Annotated in this window: 22 protein-coding genes and 1 pseudogene; 12 read left to right on the forward strand and 11 right to left on the reverse strand. The window is 70.4% G+C overall.

The features are described 5' to 3' along the window. On the reverse strand, positions 1 to 765 hold the full coding sequence (locus tag LR394_RS31780) for a DUF4184 family protein (RefSeq protein ID WP_231448308.1): 765 nt from the start codon (positions 763 to 765) through the stop codon (positions 1 to 3). Between the two features lie 140 nt (positions 766 to 905). Between LR394_RS31780 and LR394_RS31785 the strand changes: the two genes are divergently transcribed. Further along, positions 906 to 1,079 carry a hypothetical protein gene (locus tag LR394_RS31785; protein ID WP_231448309.1) on the forward strand — a complete coding sequence of 58 codons (174 nt, stop codon included), beginning with the start codon at positions 906 to 908 and terminating at the stop codon, positions 1,077 to 1,079. Between the two features lie 57 nt (positions 1,080 to 1,136). Here the strand turns inward: LR394_RS31785 and moeB are convergent, their stop codons facing one another. Further along, positions 1,137 to 2,318: a molybdopterin-synthase adenylyltransferase MoeB gene (moeB, locus tag LR394_RS31790; RefSeq protein ID WP_231448310.1), complete on the reverse strand. Its 1,182-nt coding sequence runs from the start codon at positions 2,316 to 2,318 to the stop codon at positions 1,137 to 1,139. After that, on the reverse strand, positions 2,315 to 3,136 hold the full coding sequence (locus LR394_RS31795; protein ID WP_231448311.1) for a DUF3152 domain-containing protein: 822 nt from the start codon (positions 3,134 to 3,136) through the stop codon (positions 2,315 to 2,317). The genes moeB and LR394_RS31795 overlap by 4 nt, the downstream gene beginning before the upstream one ends. Positions 3,137 to 3,510: 374 nt before the next feature. On the opposite strand from LR394_RS31795, the pseudogene LR394_RS31800 reads away from it, so the two are divergent. Both LR394_RS31800 and LR394_RS31805 read left to right on the forward strand, forming a co-directional pair. Continuing rightward, positions 3,511 to 4,122 (forward strand): annotated as a pseudogene (locus LR394_RS31800) (TetR/AcrR family transcriptional regulator); the annotation flags it as partial. Positions 4,123 to 4,573: 451 nt separating this feature from the next. Beyond that, complete coding sequence (locus tag LR394_RS31805) at positions 4,574 to 4,798, forward strand: DUF3107 domain-containing protein (RefSeq protein ID WP_231448313.1); 225 nt, start codon at positions 4,574 to 4,576, stop codon at positions 4,796 to 4,798. Positions 4,799 to 4,853: 55 nt separating this feature from the next. Here LR394_RS31805 and LR394_RS31810 read toward each other — a convergent pair whose 3' ends face one another. Beyond that, on the reverse strand, positions 4,854 to 5,540 hold the full coding sequence (locus LR394_RS31810) for a ferritin-like fold-containing protein (RefSeq protein ID WP_231448314.1): 687 nt from the start codon (positions 5,538 to 5,540) through the stop codon (positions 4,854 to 4,856). A 217-nt stretch (positions 5,541 to 5,757) separates the two neighbouring features. Here LR394_RS31810 and LR394_RS31815 point away from each other — a divergent pair, with 217 nt between their 5' ends. Continuing rightward, positions 5,758 to 7,560 carry a DEAD/DEAH box helicase gene (locus tag LR394_RS31815; RefSeq protein WP_231448315.1) on the forward strand — a complete coding sequence of 601 codons (1,803 nt, stop codon included), beginning with the start codon at positions 5,758 to 5,760 and terminating at the stop codon, positions 7,558 to 7,560. Positions 7,561 to 7,745: 185 nt separating this feature from the next. Here the strand turns inward: LR394_RS31815 and LR394_RS31820 are convergent, their stop codons facing one another. Next, positions 7,746 to 8,600: a ParA family protein gene (locus LR394_RS31820; RefSeq protein WP_231448316.1), complete on the reverse strand. Its 855-nt coding sequence runs from the start codon at positions 8,598 to 8,600 to the stop codon at positions 7,746 to 7,748. A gap of 293 nt (positions 8,601 to 8,893) precedes the next feature. On the opposite strand from LR394_RS31820, the gene LR394_RS31825 reads away from it, so the two are divergent. From LR394_RS31825 to LR394_RS31835, 3 genes are all read left to right on the forward strand, one after another. Further along, positions 8,894 to 9,805 carry an oxygenase MpaB family protein gene (locus LR394_RS31825; RefSeq protein ID WP_231448317.1) on the forward strand — a complete coding sequence of 304 codons (912 nt, stop codon included), beginning with the start codon at positions 8,894 to 8,896 and terminating at the stop codon, positions 9,803 to 9,805. A 262-nt stretch (positions 9,806 to 10,067) separates the two neighbouring features. Beyond that, positions 10,068 to 11,051, forward strand: coding sequence for a hypothetical protein (locus LR394_RS31830; protein WP_231448318.1), 984 nt, complete (start codon positions 10,068 to 10,070; stop codon positions 11,049 to 11,051). Positions 11,052 to 11,108: 57 nt separating this feature from the next. After that, positions 11,109 to 11,633 carry a TIGR00725 family protein gene (locus LR394_RS31835; RefSeq protein ID WP_231448319.1) on the forward strand — a complete coding sequence of 175 codons (525 nt, stop codon included), beginning with the start codon at positions 11,109 to 11,111 and terminating at the stop codon, positions 11,631 to 11,633. Between the two features lie 10 nt (positions 11,634 to 11,643). Here the strand turns inward: LR394_RS31835 and LR394_RS31840 are convergent, their stop codons facing one another. From LR394_RS31840 to LR394_RS31850, 3 genes are read right to left on the reverse strand one after another with little or no spacing between them, the layout of a single operon-like run. Beyond that, entirely contained in the window at positions 11,644 to 12,483 is an 840-nt protein-coding gene (locus LR394_RS31840; RefSeq protein ID WP_231448320.1) for a RecB family exonuclease, read from the reverse strand. Next, entirely contained in the window at positions 12,480 to 13,325 is an 846-nt protein-coding gene (locus LR394_RS31845) for a PHP domain-containing protein (RefSeq protein ID WP_231448321.1), read from the reverse strand. The genes LR394_RS31840 and LR394_RS31845 overlap by 4 nt, the downstream gene beginning before the upstream one ends. A gap of 5 nt (positions 13,326 to 13,330) precedes the next feature. Beyond that, positions 13,331 to 13,984 (reverse strand): DUF6758 family protein, encoded by a 654-nt coding sequence (locus LR394_RS31850; protein ID WP_231448322.1) that lies wholly within the window; start codon positions 13,982 to 13,984, stop codon positions 13,331 to 13,333. A 222-nt stretch (positions 13,985 to 14,206) separates the two neighbouring features. Between LR394_RS31850 and LR394_RS31855 the strand changes: the two genes are divergently transcribed. The 3 genes from LR394_RS31855 (at position 14,207) to LR394_RS31865 (ending at position 18,419) form a co-directional block, all read left to right on the forward strand. Further along, positions 14,207 to 15,712, forward strand: a complete 1,506-nt coding sequence (locus tag LR394_RS31855; protein ID WP_231448323.1) for an aminopeptidase P family protein — start codon at positions 14,207 to 14,209, stop codon at positions 15,710 to 15,712. Positions 15,713 to 16,209: 497 nt separating this feature from the next. Beyond that, positions 16,210 to 17,352: a magnesium/cobalt transporter CorA gene (gene corA, locus LR394_RS31860; protein ID WP_231448324.1), complete on the forward strand. Its 1,143-nt coding sequence runs from the start codon at positions 16,210 to 16,212 to the stop codon at positions 17,350 to 17,352. 11 nt (positions 17,353 to 17,363) lie between these two features. After that, positions 17,364 to 18,419, forward strand: coding sequence for a P1 family peptidase (locus LR394_RS31865; protein ID WP_231448325.1), 1,056 nt, complete (start codon positions 17,364 to 17,366; stop codon positions 18,417 to 18,419). A gap of 245 nt (positions 18,420 to 18,664) precedes the next feature. Here the strand turns inward: LR394_RS31865 and LR394_RS31870 are convergent, their stop codons facing one another. The 3 genes from LR394_RS31870 to LR394_RS31880 all read right to left on the reverse strand — a co-directional run bounded on the left by LR394_RS31870 (position 18,665) and on the right by LR394_RS31880 (position 21,198). Then, positions 18,665 to 18,802, reverse strand: coding sequence for a hypothetical protein (locus LR394_RS31870; protein WP_231448326.1), 138 nt, complete (start codon positions 18,800 to 18,802; stop codon positions 18,665 to 18,667). 422 nt (positions 18,803 to 19,224) lie between these two features. After that, complete coding sequence (locus LR394_RS31875; RefSeq protein WP_231448327.1) at positions 19,225 to 20,403, reverse strand: general stress protein; 1,179 nt, start codon at positions 20,401 to 20,403, stop codon at positions 19,225 to 19,227. Positions 20,404 to 20,571: 168 nt separating this feature from the next. Continuing rightward, positions 20,572 to 21,198, reverse strand: a complete 627-nt coding sequence (locus LR394_RS31880) for a Dps family protein (RefSeq protein WP_231448328.1) — start codon at positions 21,196 to 21,198, stop codon at positions 20,572 to 20,574. Positions 21,199 to 21,653: 455 nt separating this feature from the next. Here LR394_RS31880 and LR394_RS43780 point away from each other — a divergent pair, with 455 nt between their 5' ends. Together LR394_RS43780 and LR394_RS31885 are read left to right on the forward strand one after the other, a co-directional pair. Further along, positions 21,654 to 21,713 carry a putative leader peptide gene (locus tag LR394_RS43780; RefSeq protein WP_407937163.1) on the forward strand — a complete coding sequence of 20 codons (60 nt, stop codon included), beginning with the start codon at positions 21,654 to 21,656 and terminating at the stop codon, positions 21,711 to 21,713. 164 nt (positions 21,714 to 21,877) lie between these two features. Further along, positions 21,878 to 23,599, forward strand: a complete 1,722-nt coding sequence (locus LR394_RS31885; protein WP_231448329.1) for a nitrite/sulfite reductase — start codon at positions 21,878 to 21,880, stop codon at positions 23,597 to 23,599. The last annotated feature ends 39 nt before the right edge of the window (positions 23,600 to 23,638 follow it).

Genomic DNA, 23,638 nt, shown 5'->3' on the forward strand with positions numbered 1-23,638 from the left:
CTACCCCCGCCGGAAAGGCACCGCGACAGAACAGATCAGAACCGCCGCCATCCCCGCACCACCGCCGTAGGTAGCCACCAGGAACGCCAGGGATCCGGTTCCCAGCGCGCCACTGATACTGGCCCACAGGCCGATTCCGGCGCCTACCCCGGCGCAGCTCAGCACAATCAGCCACACCCCCGCAGCGACCGCCGGGCGCAAGGCGGCAACCCGTTGCAAACCTGGCTGCGGGGAAGTGCGCATCCACCAGCGCAGCAACACCCAGCCGATCAAGGCAAGGCCGACAACGCTGCTCCCGTACTGCCCCCAGCGATAGCCCAGCAGCAGTCCGTGCTGCTCAGCGAGCCAGGGGATGTTCTCGGTGCCCCAACGGCCGGGATGCGTGAACTCGTCCCAGAGGACGTGGGTAGCCGCGCCGATCCACAGGGAGAGGACGATCACCGGCACCCGGCGGGCATGATGCAGCAGGGGCACCGGAAGCTCGGGGGCAAGCCGATCACGCAACGCTGCGGGCGAGATCGCGACGGCCAGCGGAACGATCAGCCCGTGCCAGATCAGGAACGCCAGCAAACCCATCGCCAAGTCGAAACCGACTATTCCGAAAGGGGAATGGCTGACTTCGGACCAGCGCCAGCGCACCGGGTCGGGCAGCGCCAGGTAGTACAGCAGGTCCGGGCTCATGCTGCCGATCACCAGCGCGGACGGCACCAGCCGGGTGCCCAGCAAGGGCAGTACGGCGGCGGGATGACTACCCGTGAACGGCACGATCACTCCTAACCTCACATCGGTGAGGGTTGACTCGAAATGCGTACCTTGATCAGGAGCCCCAAGATCGTTGCAGCGCCCGGTGATCAACCGGGCCAGGACTGTCCTCACCGACCGGGGACCCTCACACGGAGGTAACCATGCTCGCGATCGCGGCAGCTGTAGTTTTCGGTCTTGCGCTTCTGCTCGACTTCGCGAACGCCGACCTCGGCGACGCCTTCACGAACACGACGCTCACCACGCTGGGCCTGTTCCTCCTGGCGCTGCACTTCGCCGGTGTCGGCACTCGCGGTCGGGTCGGGTCCCGTCGCTGATCTTCCGTAACCGTCCTTTCCCCGGGCAACGTCGCCCGGGGAAAGGATTTTCGGGCTTCAGTAGCGGGGCTGACCGGGGTCGATCTCGGCGATCCAACTGAGGACGCCTCCGCGTACGTGCACGATGTCACTCACCCCGGCCGAGCGGGCGAGTTCCAGCGCCTGCGCCGAACGCACCCCGCTCTTGCAGTGCAGAACCAACGGACGTCCGTCGGCCACCTCCGCCAGGAGCGCACCGACGTCTCCAGTTCGAAGCACTGAAAGGGGTAGCCCTACCGCCCCCGGGATCAAGGCGATCCGCCGCTCCTCGGGCTCGCGGACGTCTACAAGCACGAAATCGTCTTCGCCACGTTCCCTCCGCTCCAGACGCTGGGCCAGTTCGCCTACGGTCAGATCTTCAACTGGGGACGTGGTGGGCGCCACTGCGCAGAACGCCTCGTAGTCGTCGAGGAGTTGGGTGACGGGAGCCGAATCCGGCGCCGGGCGAACCCGGATCGTCTGCCAGTTCATCCCGGCCGCGTCGAACAGCATGATCCGCCCGAGCAGCGGATCCCCTACCCCGGCGATCAGTTTGATCGCCTCGGTCGCCATCACCGACCCGATGGCCGCGCAGGTTACCCCCAGCACGCCGCCCTCCGCGCAGGAGGGAACCGACCCGGGAGGCGGAGGCGTGGGGTGCAGATCGCGATACGTCACCGGCTGGTGCCCCTCGGGCGGCTTCGACCAGAACACCGAAACCTGGCCGTCGAAGCGGAACACCGAGCCCCAGACCAGCGGCACCCCGGCCACCGCGCAGGCGTCGCCGACCAGGTAGCGGGTGGCGAAGTTGTCGGTCCCGTCCAGCACCAGATCGTGGCCGTCGATCAGTTGCAGTGCGTTCTCACGGTTGATCCGGGTGTTGCTCGTCTCCACCAGCACCAGCGGATTCAGCTTGGCCAGCGCGGCGCGCGCGCTCTCTACCTTGGGCGTGCCCGCGGCCGCCCCGGCGTGCAACACCTGGCGGTGCAGGTTCGACAGCTCGACCACGTCGTCGTCGATCACGCTGATCGATCCGACCCCGGCCGCGGCCAGATACGTCAGCACCGGGCTGCCCAGTCCCCCGGCGCCGATCACCAGCACCCGCGCGTTCTTCAGCCGGCGCTGCCCGTCCGAGCCCATCCCGGGCAGCAGCACCTGGCGCGAGTACCGGGTCAGCTCGTCCGAGGTCAACTCGGAACCCGGCTCGACGAGCGGCTTCACGGGTGCGGCCAGGGGTTCGGCTTGCAACCCAGCAGGCCCTTGGTCTGCTGCATCATGAGCGGAGCCAGTTCGCCCTTGCCGGCGCAGTACTCGTGCCCGTGCCCGAGCGCGTGGCCGACCTCGTGGTTGACGACATACTGGCGGTAACCCTGGCGGTTCTTCTGATATTCGGGGATCGCCTTGACCCAGCGGTAATTGGTCAGGACCACCCGGTCGCCGTTGCGGCAGGAGAGCTTGCCCATCGTCTGCAGCGGCCGGCACAGGTCGGCCGAGGTCTGCGGGCTGGCCAGGACGACCGTGGTGAAGGCCGCGGAAGCGTCGTCGGTGCGGGCGAAGCGGCGCTTGCCCTTCTCCGTCCAGCTCCGCTTGTCGTTCAGCGTGGCCAGGACGAAGTCGGCGAACTTCTCCCGGTCGATCTTCAGGCCCTTCTCCACCTGGATCCGGACCTTCATCACCTCGCCCTTCTTACCCGGCGCCTTGGCCTGCCCCTTGACCGTCTGCAGCCGGCCCGAGGCCTTCCACTTCACCTTGGCCGAGAGCACGCCGGCGTCGACGTCCTTCTGGGTCAGGCCCTTGGGCAGCGGCGAGGGCTGCTGTTCCTCCCCGGCCGCCTGCGCCGAATCCGATTCACCGGCCGCGCTCGGGGTGGCCCCGGCCGTCGCCTCCGGGGCAACTGCGGATTCCGGCGACGTAGTGGCGGTTGCGGCACTGTCCTCACCGGAGGATCCGCCGGGCAGCGCCGAGCAGCCGGCCAGTGCGAGCATCACCGCCGCCAGAGGCAGGACCAGTGATCGGTTGAGCCGCTTACCCGTCCGCATCGGCCGTTACTTCCTTCCAGCAGCGCCAGTTCAGCCCCGCACGCTACCCGGCTTCGCGCTGCCTTCCGAGTCCGGAGGGTCACCGGGACACGGACGTGACGACGAGCCGGCTTTCCGGACAGGCTGGGACCGACGACCCGGCGGCAGCAAGAGGACGGTTAAGAACCGAGAGGTAGCGGCTATACCCATTGGAGTGGCGTTGAAACGTGGGGACGATCACCTGAACGGATGTCTCTCCCGCCGCAGAGGGGCTACTCGCACCATGATTTGGTAACGCCTCGTAGCCTTACAATCACTTAAAGCATCGGAATCGCGGGGGCGCAGCCGAAGCGTCTTAGCATCCGCTGACGGGCACTGATGCGGGGAGGCAAGCAATGTCGACACCAGAGGTGCGCTCGCGCGGAACCAGGTTGCCGAGGACAGCACGCCGGAGCCAGCTCCTCGGGGCCGCCCGGGAGGTCTTCGTGGCTCAGGGCTACCACGCGGCCGCCATGGACGAGATCGCCGAGCGGGCCGGAGTCAGCAAGCCGGTCCTCTACCAGCACTTCCCGGGCAAGCGGGAGCTGTACCTGGCGCTGATCGAGCAGCACTCGGCCGAGGTGGTGGACCTGCTGCGCGGCGCCATCGAGAACACCCCGGACAACAAGCTGCGGGTGGCCAGCGCGCTGGGCGCGTTCTTCGAGTTCATCGACCGGGAGAACGAGTCGTTCCGGCTGATCTTCGAGTCCGACCTCACCAACGACCCGGACGTGCGCGGCCGGGTGGAGGCGGTGAACGAGCAGTGCGGCCGGATGATCGCCGAGGTGATCCACGAGGAGACCGGCCAGCCCTGGCGCGAGTGCGAGCTGATCGGGATCGGCCTGTCCGGGATGGCGCACGTGGCCGCCCGCAACTGGCTGCAGAAGGGCCGGCCGATGGGCCGCGAGGACGCGGTGCGCCTGCTGGCCGGGATCACCTGGCGCGGGATCGGCTCGATCCCGCTGCACGAGGAGCGGCCCGGTGAGCAGCCGTCCGGTCCGGAGGGGGCCGCCGAGCCGGCGGACCGTTCCGGCAGCGATCGGCAGAGCGAACTGTCGGACGATCTGGCGAACGGTCCGCGTCCGGTGGCCGATCTGACCGGGCTGGGTGAGAGCCAGGAGGCGATCCACCGGCACTGAGAGATCGCCCGGACCGGCGATTCCGCTATCGGCTAACTCTGCCGCGGGCGAAGCCGGCCAGGTCGGTGACGATCTCCGGTGGCCGGGCCGACCAGGCTGTTTGTGGAAATCCCGGCGGCTCGTCCCGGCCGTTCACACCGGCCGGACCACCTCGGCGGCCAACCCGTGTGTGCGTCGGGGGCGGCAAACCGCCAGGAGACCCTTAGGCTTCGGATGATCAGTCGGAAAGTCGGAAAGCTGCCCCGCGAGGGGGCCGGCAAGGACGGAAGGGGCCACTCGCGTGGAGGTCAAGATCGGCGTCCGGGACATCGCCCGTGACATCGTGCTGGAGTCGCCCGACTCGGCCGAGTCCGTCGTCAAGGCCGTGGAGGCCGCGATCGCCTCGGGTTCGCTGCTGCGGCTGAAGGACGACAAGGGCCGCCTCGTGGTCGTGCCGGGCGCCCAGATCGGCTACGTCGAGATCGGTGCGGAAGAGACCCGCCGGGTCGGTTTCGGCACGCTGTAGCACCACTGTTGCGAAGGCGCCGTTCCCCCTCGGGGACCGGCGCCTTCGACGTTCTTCAGGCTTTCAGGCCCATCTCGGCCATCCGCCGGGTGTGCTGCTCGGTGATCCGGCTGAACATCGAGACGATCCCGGCCAGGCCCATCCCCGGGTGCTCGCTGGTGCCGGTCAGCAGGGTGGAGAAGGTGTCCCGGTCGGCCGCCACCCGCTGGCCCTGGCTGAGCGCCTCGCCGACCAGGCGGCGGGCCCACAGCGCCAGCCGGCTGCCCTGGATCGGGTCGTCGCTGATCGCCTGGCGCACCTCCTGCAGCACGTACGACGAGCGCTTGTCCGACTCCAGGGTGCCCAGCACCAGGTCGCGGGTGTCCGGGTCGAGGTAGGTGGTGATCTCCCGGTAGAAGTCCGAGGCGATGCCGTCGCCGACGTAGAACTTGACCAGCCCCTCCAGCCAGCTCGAGGGCTTGGTCCGCTCGTGGAAGCCGTCCAGCGCCTCGACGAACGGGGCCATCGCGGCCTCCGGGTCGGCGCCGATCTCGACGATCCGGGCGCGCAGCCGGTCGTAGTGCGCGTACTCGGTGGCGGCCAGGGCGGCGACCGCGGCCTTGGCGGAAAGCCGGGGGGCCAGATCCGCGTCCGTGGAAAGACGGAGGAATGCGCTCAATTCACCGTAGGCCAGGGTTCCCAAAAGATCGACGACCGCCGCCCGGTATGCCGGATCGGCGAACCTGTCTTCCTGCTGCTCCATGATGCAGAGGGTACTGAGCCCTCCGACCAGGTAGGATCAGTCAGTTAGAGGTACCTGCTACACCTGGAACCATCTGTAAGTGGATGACCGGTCGCTCACACGGTCGGCTTCCGAATGCCGCAGCGCGGCCCGCCGGAGCGCCTTTTCCCTCCGCCACCCCCACTGGGGTCGGCGCACTCCGGCCGCAGGCCTGCGCCCCCGAAGAGTTAGGCACTGCGTGTCCGCTTCATCCAGCAACTCCGGCGAATCGTCCGAAGAGAATCTGTCCGCCGCGGCGAGGCACGACCTCGACACCGCCGGCGAGATCGTGGCCGTCGTGGAGAACGACGCCGAGGCCGCCGTCCACGTGCCCACCTGGGCCGAGCTGGGCACCGACCCGCGGGTCGCCGAGGCCCTGCTCAAGGCCGGGATGAGCGCCCCCTTCCCGATCCAGGCGATGACCCTGCCGGTGGCGATCGCCGGCAGCGACGTGATCGGCCAGGCCAAGACCGGTACCGGCAAGACGCTGGGCTTCGGCATCCCGCTGCTGCACCGGGTCGTCGGCCCGAAGGACGAGGGTTTCGCCGAGCTGGCCGCCCCGGGCGCCCCGCAGGCCCTGGCCATCGTCCCCACCCGGGAACTGGCCACCCAGGTCGCCGAGGACCTCAAGGTGGCCTCGAAGAACCTGAGCGCGCGGATCCTCACCGTCTACGGCGGCCGGGCCTACGAGCCGCAGGTCGAGGCGCTGAAGAAGGGCATCGAGGTGGTCGTCGGCACGCCCGGGCGGCTGCTCGACCTGGCCCAGCAGGGCCTGCTGAACCTGGCCCACGTGCGCACCCTGGTGCTCGACGAGGCCGACGAGATGCTCGACCTGGGCTTCCTGCCCGACGTCGAGAAGCTGATGTCGCTCACCCCCGACGGCCGCCAGACCCTGCTGTTCTCGGCCACCATGCCGGGCGCGGTGGTCTCGCTGGCCCGCAAGTACATGACCCAGCCGACCCACATCCGGGCCTCCGACCCGACCGACTCCGGCGCCACGGTGCTGGCGATCGCGCAGTTCATCTACCGCGCGCACGCGATGGACAAGGTCGAGATGCTGGCCCGGCTGCTGCAGTCCGAGGGCCGCGGGCTGTCGATCATCTTCACCCGGACCAAGCGCACCGCCGCCAAGGTCTCCGAGGAACTGGCCGACCGGGGCTTCGCCGCCGCGGCGATCCACGGTGACTTGGGCCAGGGTGCCCGCGAGCAGGCCCTGCGGGCCTTCCGCAACGGCAAGATCGACGTGCTGGTGGCCACCGACGTGGCGGCCCGCGGGATCGACGTGGAGAACGTCACCCACGTGGTCAACTACGCCTGCCCGGAGGACGAGAAGACGTACCTGCACCGGATCGGCCGCACCGGCCGGGCCGGGAACACGGGTGTCGCCGTCACCTTCGTGGACTGGGACGACCTGCACCGCTGGATGATGATCGACAAGGCGCTCGACCTGGGCATCCCGGAGCCGGCCGAGACGTACTCCTCGTCCGAGCACTTCTTCGAGGACCTGAACATCCCGGCCGGGGTGAAGGGCACGCTGCCGCGCGCCTCCCGCACCCGCGCCGGACTGGCCGCCGAAGAGGTCGAGGACCTGGGCGAGACCGGGAAGCGGGGCGGCGGTCCCGCTACCCGTTCCGGCGGCTCGCGGCGGGACTCGGGCGGTTCCCGGGACTCCGGCAAGGGCGGCCGTTCGCGCAGCCGTTCCCGGTCCGAGGGCGAGGAGAAGGCCGACGCGGGCGAGAGCACCGAAGACGCGCCGCGGCGTAGCCGGACCCGTCAGCGGCGCCGGACCCGGGCCGGCATTCCGGTCGAGAACGCTACTGCCACCGAAGGTTCCGACGCTCCGGCGGTAGCCGAGGGCAGCGCGACCGAGAGCAACTCGAGCGAGGGCTCCGGCGAGGGCGGCGACGCTCCTCGTCGCCGGCGCCGCCGCCGGGGTGGCCGGGGCTCCGGCTCTTCCGCCGCCCCCGCCGAGAGCGCTTCGGCCGGCTCCACCGAAAGCTAGTCCCCAGCAACGGATGTGGCCCGCACCGGTTCGGTGCGGGCCACATCTGCGTCTAGGGCGCCGCGCTGCTTCACCAGCCTCCGTCCAGGCTTCACACGGCTTTGCGGTTCCCGCCCGACCCACCACCAGGGCTTTTGCCAACGCAAAGTCTGGGTAGGTGACACAAGCGCTGGTGAAGCAGGGGGTCACATGGCGTCGGCCTCACCCGGAGCCGGCGGGCGCACGCTGGGGGCCATCCGGGTCGGGCGGGGGGCCGCCGGCGGGGCGGCCTTCCGGCCACCGAACCGCCAGGCCCGCAGCAGGCCGTCCGCGATCCGGAAATACGCCCGGGCCCCCGAGGAGCTGGGCGAGGTGGCGATGATCGTGGTGCCCACGCTGGGCGCCTCGGCGAACTTCACCGAGCGCGGGATCGGGTTCAGCACCGGCACCCGGTAACGCCGCTTCACGTCGCCCAGCACCGCCCGGGCGTGCACCGAACGCTTGTCGTACATCGTCGGCAGCAGACCGCGCACCCGCAGCCGGGGGTTGAGCAGGCGGTGCACGTCGGCCACGGTGTCCAGCAGCTGGCCCACCCCGCGGTGGCTGAGCATCTCGCACTGCAGCGGCACGATCACCTCGTCGGCCGCGGCCAGCGCGTTCAGGGTGAGCAGGCCCAGGCTGGGCGAGCAGTCGAGCAGGATCACGTCGTAGGTGGAGAGCACCTCCTCCAGGCCGCGGCGGACCACGAACTCGCGCTGCGGGGCGGGCAGCAGCATCGCCTCGGCGGCCAGCAGGTCGATCGTGGAGGGGATCAGGTCCATCCCCTCGCTGGTGCGCAGCCGGGCCGTGGTCAGGTCCACCTCGCCACGCACCACGTCCGAGATGGAGTACTCGACCACGTCCGGATCGATGCCCAGGCTGAAGGTCAGCGACGACTGCGGGTCCAGATCGACCAGCAGGACGCGCAGCCCGCGCAGCACGAACGCCGCGCCGAGCGAGGCCACCGAAGTGGTCTTGGCAACGCCGCCCTTCTGGTTGGCGACGGCGATTACGCGGCCCATGGATCGGTTCCCTCCAGACGGCGGGCCGGAAAGACCCGCTTTCAGACTATCGACTGACTGTGTCCGATTGGGCCGTCGGAGGGCTCGACAGGCGATCAAGGGTCGAATCCGACAGGCTTACCCCCATGGCAGCAAGCGCGACGGATGACAGCTGGGAACGGAGCAGTGCCCTTCTTCCCTTGGCCGGTGCCGCACGTTCCGACGGCAGATCGGTCGAGCTGGAGCCCGGACGTCGGCGAGGGACGCCGCAATCCGCTGCCGGACGGGCCCGCCGGGCCTGGGGACAGGGACAGGTGGAACAGCACAAGAGCTACCACGAGCAGGCGCTTCAGCCGCAGCAGTGGGACTACCTGGAGCATCCGGCCGACCGCGCAGCGGCCGCCGGGGCCGATCCCGAGCCGGACGAGCCCGATGCCGATCACGAGTCCGACCAGGCGGGTCAGTGGGGGCTTTTCGGCCCGAGCACGGTGACCTGGCGGGTGCACTCGGACCCGCTGATCGGGCTGGCCACGCTGCGTGCCCTGGCCATGCAGGTGCTGCACCCGGAGGGCATGGCCAACGTGTTCGCCACCGCCCGGCGGGTGGACGACCCGTGGGACCGGCTGCAGTGGGCCCAGCGTCACATCGGTGCGGTGATCTTCGGCAACAGCATCGAGGCGGCGATGACCGGGGCCCGGCTGCGCGCGGTGATGGGTCAGGTCGGCGGGTTCTCCGGCGAGGGCAGCGAGTTCCGCGGCGACGACGAGGAACTGGTGTTGTGGATGCACTGCTGCCAGGTCGCCTCGTTCGTGGAGGTGACCCGGCGCGGTGGGCTCACGCTGAGCGATGCCGAGCACGAGGCCTACCTGAACGAGCAGTTGCGCACGGCCGCGGTGTGGGGACTGGAGCCGGACCGGGTGCCGGCCACCCGCCGCGACCTGACCCGGTACTTCCGCCGGATGCGACCCCAGCTGCGGATGACCCACGAGGCCCGGGCGTTCATCAGTTCGCTGATCAGCCCGGCCGTTCCGGAGCTGCTGGCGCTGACCCAGCGCAACCGGCCGTCCTGGGCGCCGGTCGCCGGGCTGGCCTGGTCCTCGCTGCCGAACTGGGCGCGCGGGATGTATTCGTCGGTCCCGGGTGACGGCGCCGGCTCGCTGGCCCCGTCGGCCGCCACGGTGGCCCTGCACTCGCTGCGCGACGAGCTGCACCGCAACCGCCACTGAAAGTCCGCTCGCCTCACTCAGGGTGCGCACCGACGTCCTCAAGCCGTTTGGTTTGAGGACGTTCGCGGTTTGGTTCCCGGAGTGACCCGATTTTGGTTGCCGAGACAATGAAACCCGATCCGGATCGCCGGAAGTATGCGATCCGTCACGCAACGTCGGTGTTTCATCCCCAAAACCCGGTTGCAGCCATTAGCCTGGCCCTGCCCCGGCACCGATGACGGGGCCCCTGCCCTGCTCCTGAGCCAGACGAGGCGGTCCGCGGATGAACCGAGTGCCTGCGCCCGGCAGCCGGGGTGGTCTCGACCACGACCTGCTCGACCAGCTCGCCGCCCAGGTCCGCCGGCTCTCCGACGACTACCTCACGCAACCTCCGCTGGCCCTGGTCGGCCCGGTCTGGCGGCTGCGGCGCGAGGTCTTCGAGCTCTTGGAGAAGCGCCAGCGCCCCAGCCTCACCGCGCCGCTGTACTCGCTGGCCGGCCGGCTGTGCGCGCTGATCGCCCACGCCAGCGCCGACCTCGGGGATCCGGTGGCGGCCGAGACCAACACCCGCACCGCCTGGCTCTGCGCCGAGCTGGCCGACGACGACTCGCTGCGGGCCTTCCTGCGCTGGGTCCAGTCGAACGTGGCCTACTGGGGCGGCGACTACCCGCTCGCCGCCCAGATCGCGCACAGCGGGCGGCGGCACGCCACCAAGGGCAGCAACCTGCTGCGGCTGGTCAGCGCCGAGGCCCGGGCCTGGGCCGCCTGCGGTGAGACGAAACAGGTGGAGCAGGCGCTCAGCGCGGCCCGCACCGCGCGCGAGCTGGACACCGTGGACGACCAGCCCGGGGTGTTCCGCTTCAGCCCGGCCAAGGCCGCCTACTACGCCAGCGAGGCCTGGCTGGCGCTGGGCGGTGAGGCCAATGCCCGGCTGGCCGCGCGCGAGGCCGGTGAGGCGCTGCAACTGCTCGAGGTCGCGGTCCCGGCCCAGCGCTGCCCCGAGCTCGTCGCCGCCGCCCGGCTCGACCTGTGCAACGCCCACCTGGCGTTGAGCGACCTGGACGCGGCGGCCGGGGAGCTGCGTCAGGTGCTGTCCCTGCCGGCTGACAACCGCACCGAGCCGATCGTCGGCCGGGTCTCCACCGCCGCACGCACGCTGCAATCCGGCGTTTTCACCCATTCAGCTCTATCCAGGCAGCTACTGGACGAGATCGCCTTGTTCCGGGCCTATCCGGCCCGTCGGGACCTCTCGGACGCCCTGACCTGATCAGCCGTCCCGGAGCTCCACCGGCGTCCTCACCCGCTCTGCGAAGGGATCCGCATCGTGCTGCCTCCATCGCCCCGGCCCACCCCGAACCGTGAGGAGACCGACCGGGTCTTCCAGGTCGCGGTCTGCGGCCCGCGCAACTGCACCGACGAGCAGGCCGCGGCGGCCAGACAGGTAGGTGTTCTGCTGGCCGAGGCCGGAGCGGTGGTGATCTGCGGGGGCGGCACCGGGGTCATGGCCGCGGTGGCGGCCGGGGTGCGCTCGGCCGGCGGCACCGTGATCGGCATCCGCCCCGGGGCCGATCGCGAGGGCGCCAGCCCGGATCTGTCGGTCACCATCGTCACGAACATCGGCGAGGCACGTAACGCCGTCATCGTCTGGAGCGCGGATGCGGTGATCGCGGTCGGGGGTTCGTGGGGCACGCTCAGCGAGGTCGCGCTGGCCCGGCGCCGGGGTGGGGTGCCGGTGGTGGTGCTGGACGGCTGGCGGGTGGTCGGGCCGGACGGCACAACTGTGGACGACGGCATCGCCTACGTGAGCAGCCCCGAGGAAGCGGTGCAACAGGCACTGCTCACTGCCTGAGCAGGTTGTCTCACTGCTTGAGCGCGCTCCAGGGCGGGCGGTCCTCGGAGGCTGCCCGCCCTTCGGGGCAGGACCGGCGGAAATCGCAGAACGAGCAGCCCGGGCCGGGGTTCGGCGGGAACACGTCATCTCCACGCCGGCCCTCGGCGAACGCCGCATCGGCCGCCGCGGCCTGCTCGCCCAGCGAATCCGCCTCGGCCAGCTTGCGTTCCAGCCCGGCCAGGTCGTAGCGCGCCACCGCGCGGGTTCCGGTGGGCAGGTGATGCAGCTCGACCTGCACGCACTGCCGCCGGTAGGTGCGCGCGGTGGCCACGGCGTACACGGCCAGGGCCAGGCTGGCGAAGGCGTCTTCCTCGGTGGGCTCGCGGCGGCCGGTCTTGTAGTCGACCACCACGAGTTCGTCGTCCCGCAGATCGATCAAGTCCACCCGGCCCGACAAAGCCAGCCGCGACGTCCGTGCATTGACTGTTCGCTCTACCCCGACCGGTTCGGCCAGAGGGTCGGTCTCCGAGCCGTACAGGTAGTCCTTCACCCAGTCCACGGCCCGCCGCCCCGCCGCGGCCGACTGCTCCCGGTCGGCGAAACCATCGCTCAGCCAGCGTTTGCGCACCAGTTGATACGCCAGTTCGGGGTCCCGGCGTTCGGGCGGGGTACCCCACCAGTCGGCCAGGGCGGAGTGCACCGCGGCGCCGATGCTGGTGTGTGCCCAGGCCGGTCCGCGCGGCGGCTGAGGCTTGTCCAGGTAGGTAAAGCGGTAGCGGCGCGGGCAGTCTCGCCAGTTGACCAGGCGGGTCGGGGTGCAGGGGTAGAGCGGTTCCGGCATCCCCAGGAGCTCGAGCTGGTCACTCACCCGTGGATCACCCGCTCCGGGGTTCCGAGCGCGATGATCTTCTCCAGCACCTCGGGCGCGGTGGTGTGCTCACCGATCCGGTTGACCTTGCCGGTGCCGTGGTAGTCGCTGGAACCGGTGGTCAGCAGGCCTAGGTCGGCAGCCAGGCCGCGCAGCACCTGCTTGTCCCGCTCCTCGTGGTCCCGGTGGTCCACCTCCAGCCCGGCCAGCCCGCTCTCGGCGAGCGCGGCGATGTCGGCCTCCGAGACCAGCCGCCCGCGCTTGCCGGCCCGCGGGTGCGCCATCACCGGTACTCCGCCGGCCGCTCGCACCAGGCGCACGATCAGCCCTGCCTCGGGCGCGTGGTACGGCAGGTAGTACGGCGAGCGACCGTGCAGCACGGTGGCGAAGGCCTCGTCGCGGGTGGCCACCGCCCCGGCCTCGATCAGGGCGTCGGCGATGTGCGGGCGACCCACCGCGGCACCCGGCTCACACTGCCGCTGTACGTCGGCCCAGGTGATGTCGAAGTCCTTCGCCAGCCGCCGGACCATCCGCTCGGCCCGGGTCAGCCGGTCGAGCTTGGTCTGCTCCTGCTCGGCCAGCAGCGCCGGGTCGGCCGGGTCGTGCAGGTAGGCCAGCATGTGCACGCCGATCCCGCCGACCTGGCAGGAGATCTCGGCGCCGGGCAGCAGGGTTAGGCCCAGCCGGCGGGCGGCCTCGGCCGCGGCCGGCACCCCGACCGTGGTGTCGTGGTCGGTGAGCGCGACGACGTCGAGCCCCGCAGCGGCGGCCGCCTCCATCACCCCGGCCGGGGTCTCGGTTCCGTCCGAGGCACTGGAGTGGGCGTGAAGGTCGATTCGCACGCAGGTCAGCGTAGGCGGGGCGTCAGCGAACCGCAGGGCAGGTCCGGCTCGGTCTCCACATTGCGGGCATCGACGAGGCAGAACCGGTTCAGCAGAGCCAGCGCCGCCGAGCTCGGCCAGGCCAGCACCCAGAGCCAGACCCCGGAGGCCTCCCCCACGTAGGCCAGGCCGCCGTCCACCGGCACCGACCACAGCGGCACCTCGTGGTCGTCGGCCTCCAGCTTGATCTCGGCCGGGTCGTGCGCCGCCTTCTCGGCCAGCAGCGGTCCGGGGTCCACCCCGTGCATCCCGGCCAGGTGCGCCCCCAGGCCGATCCCCGGCTGCTCGGCCACGAACATCAGGTCGACGGTCGGTTCCTCGTCGCCCATCTCCGGCAGCGGGTGCGGCCCGGAGACCGCCACGACACAGGCCACCGTGCCCCCGGCGCCCGCCCCGGCCCACTGCAGACCGGTGACCTCCCAGCCCTGCGGAAGCGGACGCGGCATCCAGACCGGCACCAGCGAGTCGAGCGCCACCTGCCGGAGAAGTTTCTGCGTAGGCACCTGGGCCGGCCCGACCGGAACGATCTGGCCGTGTTCCTCACAGGTCCAGGTGCCGCCGTGCTCGCCCGGCTCCCGGGCGACCGAGCCACAGCGTGGACAGGTCCGCAGAAGGGTCACACAGAGACGGTTGCCTGCCCGGAGCCGCAGGTCAAGCCGCCGCGCGAGGCCATCCGGCCATCTGTCGCACCACCCGCAGGCCATCGGGCGGGCCGGCCGGGCGACGATCGGGCGGCAGCGCACGAACGGCCCAGAGCTCTGCTGTCCGGATTGGGCCGGAACGCTGCTGAACCCGCGAATCCCGCCTGACTGCCCGTGGCCGGAGGCGGCAGAATGTTGCCCATGAGCGAGAACGAACCCGTTGTGCAGGGCCCTGAGGGCGAATCCGCGAAGCCTCAGGAGGTCGAGCACCGGGAGCGGCCGAACTCGCCGGCTTTCCGTAAGTTCATCGCCTCCGGCTGGGCCCCGCGGTCCTCGGACCAGCCCGCCCGCATGCCTTCCGCCTCCTACGCGGCCGAGCGCCGGGCCCGCCTGGTGGCCGAACTGCCCGGTGAGCGTCTGGTGCTGCCGGCCGGGGTCTTCCGGGTCCGCAGCAACGACACCGACCACCGCTTCCGGCCGCACTCCGCCTTCGCCCACCTCACCGGGCTGGGCACCGACCGGGAGCCGGACGCGGCCCTGGTGATCGAGTCCGGCGGCGAAGCCGTGCTCTACTTCCAGCCCCGGGCCGAGCGGGACACCGAACAGTTCTTCGCCGACCCGCGTTACGGCGAGCTCTGGGTGGGCGTACGGCCCAGCCTGGAAGAGGTGGAGGCCGAGACCGGTCTGGCCTGCCGCCCGCTGGACGACCTGCGCGATGCGATCACCAAGGACGTCGGCGCGGTCAAGGTCCGGGTGGTGCGCGACGCCGACCCGAGCCTGGACACGCTGCTCGACCAGGCTCGCGCCGAGGCCGGGGTCGGCGCGGACGAGGCTCACCAGGCCGACCAGGAACTCACCCGCATCGTCTCCGAGCTGCGCCTGGTGAAGGACGAGTTCGAGGTCGCCGAGATGCGCCGGGCGGTGGACGTCACGGCCAGGGGTTTCGCGGACATCGTCCGGGCCCTGCCCGAAGCCGTGTCCGCGGTGCGCGGTGAGCGCGTGGTCGAGACGGTGTTCGAGAGCCGGGCCCGGCGGGAGGGCAACGGCGTCGGCTACGACACCATCGCCGCCTCCGGGCCGCACGCCTGCACCCTGCACTGGATCCGTAACGACGGCCCGGTCAACGAGAACGACCTGGTGCTGGTGGACGCCGGGGTGGAGGTGGACAGCCTGTACACCGCCGACGTCACCCGCACCCTGCCGGTCTCGGGCCGGTTCAGCGAGCCGCAGCGCCGGGTCTACCAGGCCGTGCTGGACGCCGCCGACGCCGCGTTCGCCGCGGCCCGGCCCGGGGTGAAGTTCCGCGAGGTGCACGCCGCGGCCATGCAGGTGATCGCCCGCACCCTGGCCGAGTGGGACCTGCTGCCCGGCACCGCCGAGGAGTCGCTGCAGCGCGAGGGCCAGTTCCACCGCCGCTGGATGGTGCACGGCACCAGCCACCACCTCGGCATCGACGTGCACGACTGCGCCCAGGCCCGCAAGGAGATGTACCTGGACGCCGAGCTGCAGCCGGGCATGATCTTCACGATCGAGCCCGGCCTCTACTTCGGCCCGCACGACCTGCTGGCGCCCGAGGAACTGCGCGGCATCGGGGTCCGGATCGAGGACGACGTGCTGGTCACTGCCGACGGGGTGGAGAACCTCTCGGCCGGGCTGCCGCGCCGGCCGGACGAGATCGAGGCCTGGATGGCTTCGTTGCGCGCCTGAGCAAACCGCGTCACCGGCCGCTTGGGCGGCCGGTGCGCGCCTCGTCCCTCATTGGGTCTTCCACAGCCCGCCCCGGAATCGTCTCCGGGGCGGGCTGTAACGCTTTGCCCGTCGATCACGATGTTTGCGTGGGCGTGAGCCCGGGGCCCAGGTCATCACCTGGTCACCCGGACTTCGGACGGATGTCCAGGGATTGGCCTCTGCCGGTGCTACCCGAGGGTTAGCATGAGCGGCGGCCGAATGCCGTTCCGTCCGCCCGTACGGCTGATCAAGGGCGCGGTCGCACGGTCGATGATGCTCTTCGACGAAGGTCCCGGATGAGGGAGGTGAGATCGGTGCCGTCCAGAGATGACACCCCTGCCAGTACCGACTCCCCCGCGGATCATGAGCTCCGCGCTGCCCGTTGTCCCCGGGCCGGCGGAGCTTTCACAGGGTTGCGCCCGACCTGACGCGCCGCCCTCCGCGGGTCTGCCTTTGCAACGGAGGTGACCCCCCTCATGGCTCGTACGAACCGCACCGGCCTCGCCCGGTCCCTGGCCCTACCCCGTCCGCAGCTGCGCAACGTCTACCCAGCACTGCGTTACGGCCCGATCGACGTCCTGCAGCAGCGCAGCATCGAGAACGAGTCCGCCAAGACCGGTGGGCTCCTCGAGGCTGCCGTCGACTGGGGGCTGTACTGCAACGGCCGCCGGATGCAGACCTCCGACTTCCCCCGCGCCGTCCGATCTGCCCAGCAGGGTGAGGGTTTCGTCTGGCTCGGCCTGCACGAGCCCTCGTCCGAGCAGCTGGAACAGCTCGGCGACGTGTTCTCGTTGCACCCGCTCGCGCTCGAGGACGCCGCCAGCCCCCGGCAGCGGCCCAAGCTGGAACGCCATGAGAGCGACATGTTCCTGGCCATGCGCACCCTGGCCTACGTCGACTCGGTCGACCGGGACGCCGGTGGTGACGTGGTCGAGACCGGTGCCGTCATGGTCTTCGTCGGCGACTACTTCGTGATCACCATCCGGCACGGCAAGGCCGCTGCCCTGGCCGGGCTGCGCCGCCGGCTGGAGGGCGACCAGGAACAGCTCGCGCTCGGGCCCTCCGCCGTGCTGCACGCCGTGGCCGACAAGGTGGTCGACGACTACCTGGCCGTGGTCGACGCCGTCCAGCAGGACCTGGAAGAGATCGAGAGCACCGTGTTCGCCCCGCGCGGCAACACCGACATCGAGCGGATCTACCAGCTCAAGCGCGACGTGATCGAGATGAAGCGCACCGTCCAGCCGCTCGCCGCGCCGTTGCGGGAGCTGTCCGAACGGCCGCGCCGGATGATCCACGCCGAGATCCGCGAGTACTTCCGCGACGTGTCCGACCACCTCGCCCGGGTGCACGAGCAGGTCGCCAGCTTCGACGAGCTGCTCACCTCGATCCTGCAGGCCGGCCTGGCCCGGGTCTCGATCGCCGAGAACGAGGACATGCGCAAGATCTCGGCCTGGGTGGCGATCGCCGCGGTACCGACGATGATCGCCGGCATCTACGGGATGAACTTCGAGCACATGCCGGAACTGCAGCACACCTGGGGCTATCCGGCCGTGCTGACGTTGATGGCGACGATCTGTGCCGGGCTCTTCCGGGGCTTCAAGCGCAACGGGTGGCTTTAGGATCACTGCTTATGGACGTGTCACCGCCGGTTTCGCAGTGGGGTTCGATCACGGACGTCCCCGGCCTACGAGTCGGGCACGCCCAGCGGATCGGTGACGGCTGGCTGAGCGGGGTCACTGCGGTGATCCCGCCACCCGGCACGATCGGATCGGTGAACGTGCGTGGCGGCGGTCCCGGTACCCACGAGACCGATGCGCTGGACCCGACCACGCTGGTGCCCACGGTCGACGCCGTTACCCTCACCGGCGGCAGCGCTTTCGGCCTGGCCAGCGCGGGCGGCGTTCAGCAGTGGTGCCTGGAACAAGGACTGGGCTTCGCCGCCGGCCCGCCTGAGGATCCGACGTCGATCCTCGTCCCGATCGTCCCCGCCGCCGCCATTTTCGACCTCGGCCGAGGCGGAGACCTGTCCGCCCGCCCCGACGCCGCCCTCGGATACCAGGCCGCCGCAGCCGCTTCCACAGTCACCGAGCGCGGTGTGATCGGCGCGGGCACCGGAGCCCTCGCCGCCCGGACCACGCTGAAGGGCGGCATCGGCACCGCCTCGATCAAGCTGCCCGGCGGGGTAATCGTCGGCGCCATAGCCGTACTCAACGCCCTGGGCTCACCCCTGGACCTGACCACCGGCACCCTCCTCGGCAGCGCTTTCGTCCCGCCCGGCCTCCCCCGGCCCATCACGCCTTCCCCGGCCGAAAACGCTTCTTACCTGGCCGACCTCAGCGCTGCCACGGCTCCCCCGGCCGCCAACACCACCCTCGCCGTAGTAGCCACCAACGCCGCCCTGGACCCGGCCAAGGCCCGGCGCACCGCCACCGCAGCCCACGACGGCCTGGCCCGTTCCCTGGCCCCAGCGCACACTTTGCTTGATGGAGACACAGTTTTCGCCCTGGCCACCGGCGCGGTAGAAGTCGACTTCCCCACCATCATCGCCATCCAAGCCGCCGCCGCAGACGCAGTCATGCTCGCCGTCATGGACGCTGCCCTGGCCGCAACCCCCGTGGACCAGACTTCGTTCGGCGGCCTGCAAGCACCCTCATACCTGTCCCGCTTCCCCTCCGCCGCCCCCTGATCCGGCACTGCCGCCAGGCAGCCCACATCCCAAGCGCCTCTGGGAATCTCGCGGATGCAACTGCCGGTCCCGGCCTCGAACGTCGAACTGCCGCTTTCAACGGCACGCTGCCTGATCCCCGCTCAACTAGGGAGTGTTCTGGACGTCGCTGCCGTAGCGAGGAGGTGCCCGGTGGTCGTCTGGCGAGCCGTTGGGACTGGGGGCACCTCCCGGCCCTCTAGGGCTGGGGGACTCGTAGCGGTGTTCTACGTGGGCGTCCCAACGGCGCAGTCCAGGCGGCCACCGGGTGCCTCGCAGTAGGCGACCGCCTGCTGTAGCGCCACTGCCACGTCGGCCAGGCGGGCACCGATCTGGACCTGCTCTCCCCGGGCCACGTTGGCCATCACGTGTGATCCGGATGCCGCATCACAACTCGAGCTTTCCATCTGGGTCGTGTTCTGAAAGCTCATGCCTACGCGGGGCGGTGTCGACCCGGTCAAGTTTCGCTACCACCGCACCGGACAAGGACAAACAGCCCCGGACCGTGAGTGGTCGGGCGGCGGACACCTCGACAACGTGTACACCTGGCACCAGATGGACCACCTTGACGCAGCGCAAGGAGTTGTTCGCCGGGCTCTGTGCCATAGCACTGGTAGGTCCAGGCCGCGCGGGTTGCACCGCAACGAACAGGGGTGGACCGCCGGCCGATTCGAGGGAACGCTGACAAGAACGCGGAAACAAAGTGTTGCCAGAGCACACTTTGTTTCCGCGTTGTCGCGAAATTCGCCGGGCGGCAGGAGGGTAGCCGCGGCTGCGAGTTCTGCTGTCAGTCCTGCTTTTCCGGGTCCGGGCTGATCGGCTGCGGGGTGGTGGCCTCGGCCTGTTCGCGGGCGCGCTGTTCGGCGGCTTCGCGTTCGGCCTGGGCGCGGCGCTGCTTCTCGAGGGCCTCGCGTTCGGCCGCCTCTCGTTCTTCGGCGCGCTTGCGCTCAATCATCTCGCTGTAGGTGGGGCCGGTGACCGGGGGCGGCGGGGGGTCTTGCGGGCCGGGCTGCCCTGGGTGCCCGGGCTGGGCGAACTGGCCGGTGGGCTGCCCCTGGCCGGGACCGTACTGGCCGGGCTGGCCGTACTGGTTCTGACCGGGCTGGGCGTGGCCGTACTGGCCCTGGCCGTACTGACCCGGCTGCCCCTGCCCGTACTGGTTCTGCCCGTACTGGCCCTGGCCGTGCTGGTTCTGCCCGTACTGACCTTGGCCGTACTGGTCCTGGCCGTACTGGCCCGGCTGGCCGATCGGCCCGGTCTGGCCGTACTGGTCCTGCTGGTAGGGCTGGCCCTGGTTGTGCGGGCCGGGCTGCTGCGGGGTGCCCCAGGGCTGGCCCCACTGCTGACCCTGCGGCGGGTTGGGCTGGCCGTACTGCTGCTGCGGCTGGCCCTGGTAACCCGGGTACTGGCCCGGCTGGGGCTGGTGCATCGGGGAGACCGGCGTGTCCGGGCGCTCGGGGCGGCTGCGCGGGCCGCCCTCGCTGGCCAGCTTGTTCAGCAGCTGGCGGGCGGCGCCGGCCTGTTCGCTCAGGCACAGCACGCGGTACTCGCCGGCCACGATCTGGCTGGTCGAGGTGAAGTCGCGCTTGCCGCCGGTGAACGCGTACGAGATCAGGCCGAACAGACCGCCGAAGGCCGCACCGATCAGCATCGCGGCCAGCACGCTGAAGCCCTCGGCGTTGCCGAACAGCGAGATCAGCAGGCCGACGAAGAGACCGAACCAGGCGCCCGAGAGCATGCCGGCGATGGCGACCCGGGAGTAGGTGAGCCGGCCGGTGACCCGCTCGACCATCTGCAGGTCGACCCCGACGATGGTGACCGCCTGGACCGGGAAGTGGTTGTCGGACAGGTAGTCGACCGCCCGCTGCGCCTCGATGTACGTGGCGTACTGCGCGATGGTGTCGCCACGGGGTGGGGTGGGCAGCCCGGACTGCGACTGCGACCGGAGCGAACTGAGGTTCGACATGTGATCATTCTCCCCGATCCCGCGGCCCCGGCGCATCCGCGCCCGGAGGCCGCCGGAATCTCTTCAGGTGACTCTGAGAGGGGAACGTCCGGAGCCGCCCGGGGAGTTTCCGTCCGGGCCGGATGTCCGCCAAGAGCGGAACCCGGCCGGGGCGGAAGGTCCGGCCGGTCAGGACGTGGCGGCCCGGGCCGAGCCCTTCTCGGTGTTCTGGCCCGCGGTGCTGAGCACGCCCCCGGCGTTCTCCAGGTGGGCCCGGACGAACCAGTGGAACTGCTCGACCTCGTGCAGGTGGCCGATCAGCAGGTCGTTGGTGACGTCGTCGAGGTCCTCGGTCTCGGCCGCGGCCTTGCGGAGGCTGCTGATCACGCCGACGTAGACGGCGTCCAGCGCGGCCAGGTGCTCGATCGCCCCGGCCCGGCCGATCGAGTAGTCGTCCCAGTCCCGCTGCTCGACCAGGGCGCCCGGGGTGCCCTGCGGCGAGCTGCCCAGGGTGGCGATCCGCTCGGCCACGTCGTCGGCGTAGCCCCGCACCAGCTCGACCTGCGGGTCGAGCATCTCGTGGACGGAGATGAAGTTCGGCCCGACCACGTTCCAGTGCACGTGCTTCAGGGTCAGGTGCAGATCGTTGTAGGTGTTCAGGACCCGCTGCAGCGCGGCGGCGGTGGCCGCCCCCTGCTCGAGGGTCAGACCGGGCACCGTGTAGCTCGGCGTGCCCTGGAAGGCATCCGGGGTGTTCGGGCTGATCTGCGTCGTCGTGAGCTGTTCCTTGCTGTTCGTGGACGTCGTGGTAGCCATGCGAAAACGCTAGGACGGCGCCGGTAGCGCCGCAGGTCGAGCCGCCCCCGGCCGGACTCACCCGAATGGGTGCATCGGGGGCGGATGTGAGCGACACCACTTCGTAACGTGCCGACTCTTTTCTGTGACCGTCGGGTAGCGGGAATCCGGTGCTCAGGCTGCATGTTCTCCCAGTGACCGCAGCAGCGGGACCACACGCGCAGTGAGCCCGGCAGACCAAAGCCACGCTTTGGTCGTCCCAAATCCTGGACTTGCTCGTTGACGATCTCGTTATGTGAACGTACGGTCAAGAAAACCATCCAGAGCGGCCGAGAGACCTGGATCGAAGACGCCGCAGCAACCACCCGCAAACCCCTGGGGATGCGGAGCCGGTGCTACCGCCAGGACCGATGGAGGAAACCATGCCAGCGCAGGTGCCGCCCCGAAGTTCCACGGCCGGATCGCCCACCGGGCAGATGCTGACCAAGCGCGCCTACGTCGACCTGCTCCGAACTGCGAGCGCAGCCTGTCGGTAGATCCACCGACTCGACCTCGCGCTCGCCCGCCAGAACCCACCGGCCCACCAGGCCGCCTCACCCACCGGTATCCGCGACAGTTCGCGGCCCGGCGGCTGACGTGTGCGGTTCTGGGGTGTGCGCACTACCGTCCGCCACCTTGCCATCACCCGGAGGAACCGCTCGTGAGCACCGACACCGCGCAGACCGGCGCCGGTACCGTCTTCCCGCCGAAGCCCAAGCGCTCGGAGGGACAGTGGGCCCTGGGCGAGACCACCCCGCTCACCCCGAACGAGGAGTGGAAGGCCAAGGAGGGCGGCCTGGCCGTCAAGGACCGGGTCTTCGAGACGTACGCCCAGCAGGGTTTCGCCAGCATCCCCGGTGACGACCTGCGGGGCCGGATGCGCTGGTGGGGGCTGTACACCCAGCGTCGTCCGGGAATCCCCGGCGGCCGCACCAACTCGCTGGAGCCGCACGAGCTGGACGACGAGTACTTCATGCTCCGGGTCCGCACCGACGGTGGCGCGGTCGATCTGAACCAGCTGCGCACGCTCGCCGAGATCTCGACCAAGTACGCCCGGGACACCGCGGACGTCACCGACCGGCAGAACATCCAGTACCACTGGATCCGGATCGAGGACATGCCGCAGATCTGGACCCAGCTCGGGGACGCGGGCCTGATCACCACCGACGCCTGCGGGGACACCCCGCGCGTGATCCTCGGCTCGCCGGTCGCCGGAGTGGCCGCCGACGAGATCATCGACGGCACGCCGGCGGTGGAGCGGATCCGTGAGCTGTTCGTCGGCGACGAGGAACTGCAGAACCTGCCGCGCAAGTTCAAGACCGCGATCAGCGGCAACCCGAACCAGGACGTGGCCCACGAGATCCACGACATCGCCTTCGTCGGGGTGAACCACCCTGAGCACGGGCCGGGTTTCGACCTCTGGGTCGGCGGCGGGCTCTCGACCAACCCGATGCTGGGCAAGCGGCTGGGCGCCTGGGTGCCGCTGGACGAGGTGCCGGACGTCTGGCACGGCGTGATCAAGATCTTCCGGGACTACGGCTACCGCCGGCTGCGCTCGCGGGCCCGGCTGAAGTTCCTGATGGCCGACTGGGGCCCGGACGTGTTCCGCGAGGTGCTGGAGCAGGAGTACCTGGGCCGCAAGCTGATCGACGGCCCGGCGCCGGAACTGCCGAAGGGCCGGCACGACCACGTCGGGGTGCACCGGCAGAAGAACGGCAAGTTCTACGTCGGCATCACCCCGGTGGTCGGCCGGGTCAGCGGCACGGTGCTGAGCAAGCTGGCGGACGCGGCCGAGGCGGCGGGCAGCGATCGGCTGCGCTTCACCCCGCAGCAGAAGATCGTGATCCTGGACGTGGTGGCCTCCAAGGTGCCCGACCTGCTCGACGCGCTCGAGGAGATCGGGCTCACGGCCAGGGCTTCGGCGTTCCGGCGGGGCACGATGGCCTGCACCGGGATCGAGTTCTGCAAGCTGGCGATCACCGCGACCAAGTCCACCGCCACGGACCTGGTGGCCGAGCTGGAGAACCGGCTGGCCGACGTCCCCGAGTTGTTCACCCTGGACGGCCCGGGCCTGACCATCAACATGAACGGCTGCCCGAACTCCTGCGCCCGGGCGCAGATCGCCGACATCGGCCTGAAGGGTGTGCAGTTGCCGAACCCGGCCGACCCGCAGGGCGACACGGTCGACGGCTTCCAGATCCACCTCGGCGGCGGGCTCGGCGTGCACGCCGGTTTCGGCCGCAAGGTGCGGGGCCTGAAGTCCACGGCGGCCGACCTGCCCGACTTCGTCGAGCGGATCGTGCGGACCTGGCTGAAGCAGCGCACCGACGAGGAGTCCTTCGCGGCCTGGGTGATCCGGGCCGACGAGGCGGACCTGAAGTGAGCTCCTCGGAAAGGGCCGTCCCGTACTGCTGCCCGTTCT

Origin of the sequence: Kineosporia babensis (assembly GCF_021129305.1) — a bacterium.
GTDB lineage: Bacteria > Actinomycetota > Actinomycetes > Actinomycetales > Kineosporiaceae > Kineosporia > Kineosporia babensis.

Excerpts from the sequence above, each read along its gene's own strand:
- LR394_RS31880 (WP_231448328.1), bottom strand. The coding sequence starts at position 21,198 with ATGGCTACCACGACGTCCACGAACAGCAAGGAACAGCTCACGACGACG.
- LR394_RS31795 (WP_231448311.1), bottom strand. The coding sequence starts at position 3,136 with ATGCGGACGGGTAAGCGGCTCAACCGATCACTGGTCCTGCCTCTGGCG.
- LR394_RS31855 (WP_231448323.1), top strand. The coding sequence starts at position 14,207 with ATGAGCGAGAACGAACCCGTTGTGCAGGGCCCTGAGGGCGAATCCGCG.
- LR394_RS31785 (WP_231448309.1), top strand. The coding sequence starts at position 906 with ATGCTCGCGATCGCGGCAGCTGTAGTTTTCGGTCTTGCGCTTCTGCTC.
- LR394_RS31830 (WP_231448318.1), top strand. The coding sequence starts at position 10,068 with ATGAACCGAGTGCCTGCGCCCGGCAGCCGGGGTGGTCTCGACCACGAC.
- LR394_RS31875 (WP_231448327.1), bottom strand. The coding sequence starts at position 20,403 with ATGTCGAACCTCAGTTCGCTCCGGTCGCAGTCGCAGTCCGGGCTGCCC.
- LR394_RS31820 (WP_231448316.1), bottom strand. The coding sequence starts at position 8,600 with ATGGGCCGCGTAATCGCCGTCGCCAACCAGAAGGGCGGCGTTGCCAAG.
- LR394_RS31870 (WP_231448326.1), bottom strand. The coding sequence starts at position 18,802 with ATGGCCAACGTGGCCCGGGGAGAGCAGGTCCAGATCGGTGCCCGCCTG.
- LR394_RS31810 (WP_231448314.1), bottom strand. The coding sequence starts at position 5,540 with ATGGAGCAGCAGGAAGACAGGTTCGCCGATCCGGCATACCGGGCGGCG.
- LR394_RS31865 (WP_231448325.1), top strand. The coding sequence starts at position 17,364 with ATGGACGTGTCACCGCCGGTTTCGCAGTGGGGTTCGATCACGGACGTC.
- corA (WP_231448324.1), top strand. The coding sequence starts at position 16,210 with ATGGCTCGTACGAACCGCACCGGCCTCGCCCGGTCCCTGGCCCTACCC.